Below are 6,535 nucleotides of genomic sequence, written 5' to 3'. Positions count from 1 at the left end.
TGATCAAGCCTGGTGGCTCTTGATACATAGGACACCGTTGTCTCTTTCGACGCCGATCTCTCAATCAGCATCCGCAAGGACATCGTCGCCTACGCTTCTCTTTCTTCCGATGCAATTGTCAAATAGCCGGAACGAGCTGAACCCGTTCAATCTTCCAGACGCCTCATCGCCCCAGCTTTCACCAGGTTCAGAACCTTGCGATCTTAAGCAGAAGAGGCAACAAATCAGCCCCGCCGCTCATTCGCGGCAGCGCCGTCCGTCGATGGCTGCTGTATAGAGGGGCTCTTTCCGCCCGTCAACAGCCGATTTCATTTTTTTGACGGTTGCGTGACGCTTTTTTTGAGAGCCTGTGGAGAGCTCCCGGGCAACCTTCGCTAACTCATTGCCGATACGTGGATATTCGGGGCGGATATTTCAAGCCCCGACCGCCATCTCCTCCGGTCGGGAGCCCGCTTGCCTTCTACACACAGCGGTTCCTGCCTCGCTTTCGGCCAGGCGTCGCTTTCGCGCGCGAGCTATGATGCCCCGCCCTCGGCCCTGTCTTTTCCCCCGATCGAGCCGCCCTCCGACTGGAAATTGCGCCCGGAATTCGCAGAATTGTCCTGCACCGCCCCAAATCGGCCCAATTGATCAGGGGTTAAGATGGATCTGGAATTGACCGGCGCGCCCGGCTAGGGCACGGTCCGCCCCCGAGGAAAGGGCAACTTCCTACCAACCTTGCGCCCCGCCTCACGCCTCGGCGTTTTGGGTTCAGCGTATTTCTGGCGGAACGATCGAATTTGTCACCACGGACGACCTATAGAGACAGGCGGCAGGATCGGTACGGGATCGTGGATCCCGGAACGCAGGCGCCGCTTTCGGCGGATGGCGGGCGCGCGCCCGACCGGCGCAAAGTCTCGATCCGCTGGCTGACGGGAACGGTCCTCACCGGCCTGTGCGGTGCCGGCCTCATGGGCGGAGCCGTCTACGCCGCGCTGGACGGCGAATACAGCGTGGGCCATGCCCCGCAGATCGCCCCCGCCGTCGTGCGCGAGAGCGAGGCCCAGACCTCCACGCAGAAGACCGATCGCATCCTGATCCAGACCGATACGATGGAGGCGCATCAGGTCATCCGCGTCTCTACCACCACCAAAGTGGGCGACAAGGACGTCATCAAGGTCAAGCCCTTCGCCCGCGTGCTCGCCAGCCTGCAGATCGCTTCCGGGCCGCTCGCCTCCCAGGTGCCGCCCTATAATCCCCAGGCTCTTTCCGCCGATCCGGATGCGGCCCTGGCGCCGGCCACTGCCCATGTCGAACAGGCGCCCGACGACGGCGAGGTAACCGTGGCCAGCCGCGACCTGGTGGGCGTGAACTTCCAGCCGACCTCCGGCCCCCAACTGCCCGACGAGCAGGTACTCGCTCTGGTGCGGGCGCAGAGCCAGGGCGGCGATCCCTCGGCAGCGATCATCCCCCCTCAATTCGTGGCGCTCGCTGCCGACGATGACCGCGCCGAGAGCGCGGACCTGACGGCATTGCGCGAGACCGACGTGCAGACCGATCCGGACTCGGCGCTGAAGATCACCATCGTGCCCGAGAACTTCACCAATATCACCAAGACGGCGCCCGAGGTCTCGTCCCGCGAGCAGACCATCACGGTGGAGGACAAGGACACGCTCGCCGCCATTTTGGGACGCCTGGGCGCAACCCCGCAGGAGGTCCAGGACATCGCCAAGGCGCTCGGTGATGCCGGCAAGCTGCATGGCGGGCTGCGCCTGAGGGTCCTGGTCGCCCCGGGAGGGGAAGAGGACGCCCATTCCCGGCCTGTACGCCTGTCGGTCTACAATGCCGACAAGCATCTTGGCACTGTGGTACTCGCCGACACCGGCGGCTATGTTTCCGTGCAGGATCCCAACTCGACCGACATTGCCGCCAACGCCCAGGACAATCAGGGTGGTGACGACGAGGACGAAGGCGACAGCGGCACCGGCATTCGCCTCTATTATTCCATCTATGAGACGGCCCTGAAGCAGCAGGTACCCAAGGAAATGATCGAGCGCCTGCTGCGCGTCTATGCCTATGATGTCGATCTCACCCGCCATACCCGGCCGGGCGACAACTTCGAGCTTTTCTACGAGCAGGACGATGCCGGCAACCCGGTCGGCGACATCCTCTATACCGCGTTGACCGTGAATGGCGAGCTCAAGCGCTACTATCATTTCGCCAGTCCCGACGACGGCCAGGTCGACTATTACGACGAGGACGGCAAGTCGGCGCGCAAATTCCTGACCCGCAAGCCGATCAATGGCGGCGAGATGCGCTCCACCTTCGGCATGCGCCGCCACCCGATCCTCGGCTATTACAAGATGCACACCGGCGTTGACTGGGCCGACCGCGTCGGCACGCCGATCCTGGCCACCGGCAACGGCACCATCGTCAAGTCCGGCTGGACCAACGGTTATGGCCGCCACATCGAGATCCAGCACGCCAACGGCTATCTGTCGACCTACTCGCACATGAACAGCTTCGCCTCGGGCACGGGCGTCGGCGCCAAGGTCAAGATGGGCCAGGTCATCGGCTATCTCGGCCAGTCGGGTCTGGCGACCGGCCCGCACATCCACTACGAAGTGAAGATCAACGGCAGCTTCGTCGATCCGATGCGCATCAAGCTGCCCCAGGGGCGCGAGCTCAATGGCGATCTACTCGCCTCCTTCAAGGCCGAGCGCGACCGCATCAACGCCCTGATGAGCAAGGCTCCCGTCGCCGAAATCGCAACCGGCACCAACAAGAGCTGAGGCCGAGTAGGCGTCGGCAAGTGCCCGGGATTGCCAGCCGCGTTATTTCGCCGACGCCGCTGCCACCCGAAGGCGAGACAGGTTAGAGAAAATGACTTTTCTTCGACTCGTCATTTTTCTCCAACGCCCTGTTTTGGCGCGTTTTCTTAAGCGAAAAATCTATCAACTCTTCTGGAAAACGCTCTAGTAAATCGTCATGACCGCCATACGGGACACCACCGACCAGAAAAACCTTGCCTTGCTGATCCAGCTGCGCTGGCTCGCCGTGATCGGGCAGGTGATCACCATCCTGTTCGTCGACCTCGTCCTCGGCATCCCCCTGCCGCTGTTCGAGATGGCCGTGGTGATCGGCTTCCTGGTGGCGCTCAACGTCGTCGGCCTGGTCCGGCTGCGCAGCCAGGGCCTGGTGGGCAATACCGAGCTCTTTCTCGAGCTCATGCTCGATGTCGCCGCGCTCACCGTGCAGCTCTATCTCAGCGGCGGCGCCTCCAACCCCTTCATCTATCTCTACCTCCTGCAGGTCATCATCGGCGGTGTCCTGCTGGAGGCCTGGTCGACCTGGACGCTACTGGCAGCCACCAGCGCCTGCTTCGTCGGCCTGGCGACCTTCAACCGCCCCTTGCCGATACCGCCACAGAACAGCGCGGATCTCGCCGACCTGCATGTCCAGGGCACCTTCATCTGCTTCGTGCTGGCGGCAATCCTGCTGGTGTTCTTCGTCACCCGCATCAACCGCAACCTGCGTGCCCGCGACGCGCATCTGGCCAGCCTTCGCCAGCAGTCGGCCGAGGAGGATCACATCGTCCGCATGGGGTTGCTCGCCTCCGGCGCCGCCCATGAGCTCGGCACGCCGCTGGCGACGCTCTCGGTGATTCTGAGCGACTGGCAACGCATGGAGATGTTCAGTCAGGACGAGGAGATCGCGGCCGAACTCGCCGAAATGCGCGGCCAGCTCGACCGCTGCAAGACGATCGTCACCGGTATCCTGATGTCATCGGGCGAAGTACGCGGCGAAGGTACGCGGCGGACGAGCGTGATCAACTTCTTCGACGAGCTCGTGGAGGAATGGCGAGCCAGCCGATCCCCCGCACGCCTCGATTACAACAACACTTTCGGCACCGATGTCTCCATCGTTTCGGACGATGCCCTCAAGCAGGTGGTGTTCAACCTCTTCGACAATGCACTCGAAGCCTCGCCCAATTGGGTGGGCATCGCCCTGGAGCGGCGCGGGGACCGGCTCACGCTCTCTGTCACCGACGCAGGGCCGGGTTTCGGCAAGGACATACTGGATCAGCTCGGCAAACCCTATAATTCCAGCAAGAATCGGCCGGGCAGCGGGCTCGGCCTTTTCCTGGTCGTCAATGTCGCCCGCAAGCTGGGCGGCACCGTTACGGCCAAGAATCTGCTGAACGGCGGCGCGCTGGTCGAATTGACCCTGCCGATGGCGACGCTGTCGCCCGAAGGAGTAACCGATGCCTCCCTCCCCGGCTGAACGCCGCCTCATCATCGTCGAGGACGACGCGACCTTCGCCCGGACCTTGCGCAAATCCTTCGAGCGGCGCGGTTATGCCGTCGAGGTCGCCGCAGGCCTCGAGCCGATGCAGGCTTTGGTCGACAATCACGCGCCGGGCTTTGCCGTTGTCGACCTCAAGCTTGCGGGCGGCTCGGGGCTCGAATGCGTGAAGGCGCTGCATGGCCACGACGCCGCCATGAAGATCGTGGTGCTGACGGGCTTTGCCTCGATCGCCACCGCCGTCGAGGCGATCAAGCTGGGGGCCTGCCACTATTTGGCCAAGCCCTCCAACACCGACGACATCGAGGCGGCCTTCCAGCGCAGCGACGGTGACACCAGCGTGCCGACCACGCAGACCCCGACCTCGATCAAGAATCTCGAATGGGAGCGCATTCACGAGACGCTGGTGGAGACGGAATTCAACATATCCGAAACCGCGCGCCGCCTCGGCATGCACCGGCGCACCCTGGCGCGCAAGCTGGAGAAACGGCGCCTGAAATGAGGAATTATCCCGCTCTTCTCTCGCGCACGGTATAGACCAGACCGCCAAGCGTCATGAGAGCGAGGGCGAACCATGTCAGCGCGTAGATCAGATGGTTGTTCGGCAGATCGACCACCGTCATGCCGCCGGTCGGAATTTCGCCGGGCTGCCTGCGCTCGGCGTCGATGAAATAGGGAGCGACGGCGCCGAGGCCGCGGGCAGCGGCGATTTCAGCCACATCGCGCGAATACCAGCGATCGGCTCCGGCATCGTTGCTGCGCAGGAAGGCGCCCTTGGGTTCGCTGAGCCGCAGCAGCCCGGTCACCGCGGCCGGCCCGGCGGCATTGCCGACCTTGGCGCGTTCTTCCGGCAGCACGAAGCCGCGATTGACCAGCACCGTGAAGCCCTGCCCGGTCTTCAGGGGTGACAATGTCCAGTAGCCGGCCCCGCGGGCCGTGGTCGCCTGCACGAAGACGGGCGGGCGGTCGAGGAATTCGCCCGCCAGCCGGATACGGCGGTAGGCGTCCTTGTCGGCGGCGATGGCGGGCCATGCTTCCGGGCCGGGCGGCGGCGCGGGCTCGGCATGGATACGGGCGTCGATGCGGGCGATCAGGTCGAGCTTCCAGCCGAGACGCTGGACCTGCCACACACCAAGAGCACAAAAACCCGCAAAGGCGACGATGAGCGCCACCACCATGACGGTGAAACCACGCCGCAAACGTGGTAGCCGGTCCGGCCGGCCACCCGGCGCGGTCATCGTATCGGGCTCACGGCATGTTGCGCATGTCATGTGCCGAGATCGGCATCATGTTGTTGACGAGGTGATACATCACCCACAGCGAACCCGTCAGCGTGATCACCACCAGCACGATGGTGAAGATCAGGGCCATCAGGTTCCAGCCGCCCTCGGACTTGGCGTCCATGTGCAGGAAATAGACCATGTGCACGACGATCTGGATCACCGCCAGCGAGATCACGATCAGCGAGGTCGCGACCTTGGATTCGAGTGCGCCCGTCATCACCAGCCAGAACGGGATGAAGGTCAGCACCACCGAAAGGCCGAAGCCGATCAGATAGCTCTTGCGCGAACCATGCGAGGAGCCGTGCTCGTCGTGATGGGAGTCTTGGTGGGTGTGGGCGCTCATCGCAGCATCCCCATCAGATAGACATAGGTGAAGACGCCGATCCAGATGACGTCCAGGAAGTGCCAGAACAGGCTCAGGCACATGAGACGGCGGCGGTTCGCCGAGGTCAGGCCGTAGCGGGCGACCTGCGCCATCAGGGTGAACAGCCAGAGGATGCCGGTGGAAACATGCAGGCCGTGCGTGGAGACCAGCGTGTAGAAGGCGGAGAGGAAGCCGCTGCGCTGCGGCGTCGCCCCCTCATGGATCATGTGCGAGAACTCGTAGAGTTCGATGCCGACGAAGGCCATGCCGAACAAAGCGGTGACCAGGAGCCAGGCCTGGGTCGAGCCGACCTTGTTCTCCTGCATCGAGATCATGGCAAAGCCATAGGTGATGGAGGAGAGCAGCAGCATCGACGTGTTCAATGCCACCAGATTGAGATCGAACAGATCCTTCGGGGCGGGACCGGCGGCGTAATTGCCGCCGAGCACCCCATAGGTGGCGAACAGGATCGCAAAGATGAGGCAGTCGCTCATCAGATAGATCCAGAAGCCGAGCATGGTGCTCGACCCTTCCGGATGATGCGGTTCTTCCGGCAGATGGAAGACCGGCGCCCGGCTGTCTTCGCTCTCGGTCTGCGGCATCA

6 protein-coding genes are annotated in these 6,535 nt (G+C 63.4%); 3 read left to right on the top strand and 3 right to left on the bottom strand.

The features are described from left to right. The first annotated feature begins 830 nt into the window (after window positions 1–830). The 3 genes from C5L14_RS22020 (at window position 831) to C5L14_RS22010 (ending at window position 4,786) form a co-directional block, all read left to right on the top strand. Entirely contained in the window at window positions 831–2,771 is a 1,941-nt protein-coding gene (locus tag C5L14_RS22020; protein WP_105864210.1) for a M23 family metallopeptidase, read from the top strand. A 196-nt stretch (window positions 2,772–2,967) separates the two neighbouring features. Beyond that, window positions 2,968–4,263 (top strand): ATP-binding protein, encoded by a 1,296-nt coding sequence (locus tag C5L14_RS22015; protein ID WP_105864209.1) that lies wholly within the window; start codon window positions 2,968–2,970, stop codon window positions 4,261–4,263. Further along, the gene (locus C5L14_RS22010; RefSeq protein ID WP_105864208.1) at window positions 4,244–4,786 is read left to right on the top strand and encodes a response regulator transcription factor; all 543 of its coding nucleotides are present in this window, start codon (window positions 4,244–4,246) and stop codon (window positions 4,784–4,786) included. The genes C5L14_RS22015 and C5L14_RS22010 overlap by 20 nt, the downstream gene beginning before the upstream one ends. Before the next feature lie 4 nt (window positions 4,787–4,790). Here C5L14_RS22010 and C5L14_RS22005 read toward each other — a convergent pair whose 3' ends face one another. Genes C5L14_RS22005 through cyoC form a run of 3 tightly spaced genes read right to left on the bottom strand, consistent with a single transcriptional unit; the run spans window position 4,791 to window position 6,533 of the window. Next, a complete protein-coding gene (locus C5L14_RS22005) occupies window positions 4,791–5,522 on the bottom strand; it encodes an SURF1 family protein (RefSeq protein WP_105864207.1) in 732 nt (243 codons plus the stop codon). 10 nt (window positions 5,523–5,532) lie between these two features. Next, on the bottom strand, window positions 5,533–5,910 hold the full coding sequence (gene cyoD / locus C5L14_RS22000) for a cytochrome o ubiquinol oxidase subunit IV (RefSeq protein WP_105864206.1): 378 nt from the start codon (window positions 5,908–5,910) through the stop codon (window positions 5,533–5,535). After that, window positions 5,907–6,533, bottom strand: a complete 627-nt coding sequence (cyoC, locus tag C5L14_RS21995; RefSeq protein ID WP_428832646.1) for a cytochrome o ubiquinol oxidase subunit III — start codon at window positions 6,531–6,533, stop codon at window positions 5,907–5,909. Before cyoC ends, cyoD begins: the two co-directional genes overlap by 4 nt. Between the last annotated feature and the right edge of the window lie 2 nt (window positions 6,534–6,535).

The organism is Labrys okinawensis (genome assembly GCF_002982075.1).
Taxonomy (GTDB): domain Bacteria; phylum Pseudomonadota; class Alphaproteobacteria; order Rhizobiales; family Labraceae; genus Labrys; species Labrys okinawensis_A.
Note: the sequence above shows the minus strand (reverse complement) of the source record. Positions and strands in the feature narration are given on the sequence as shown.

Coding starts and splice junctions, on each gene's coding strand:
- C5L14_RS22015 (WP_105864209.1), top strand. CDS start 2,968: ATGACCGCCATACGGGACACCACCGACCAGAAAAACCTTGCCTTGCTG.
- C5L14_RS22010 (WP_105864208.1), top strand. CDS start 4,244: ATGCCTCCCTCCCCGGCTGAACGCCGCCTCATCATCGTCGAGGACGAC.
- C5L14_RS22005 (WP_105864207.1), bottom strand. CDS start 5,522: ATGACCGCGCCGGGTGGCCGGCCGGACCGGCTACCACGTTTGCGGCGT.
- cyoD (WP_105864206.1), bottom strand. CDS start 5,910: ATGAGCGCCCACACCCACCAAGACTCCCATCACGACGAGCACGGCTCC.
- cyoC (WP_428832646.1), bottom strand. CDS start 6,533: ATGCCGCAGACCGAGAGCGAAGACAGCCGGGCGCCGGTCTTCCATCTG.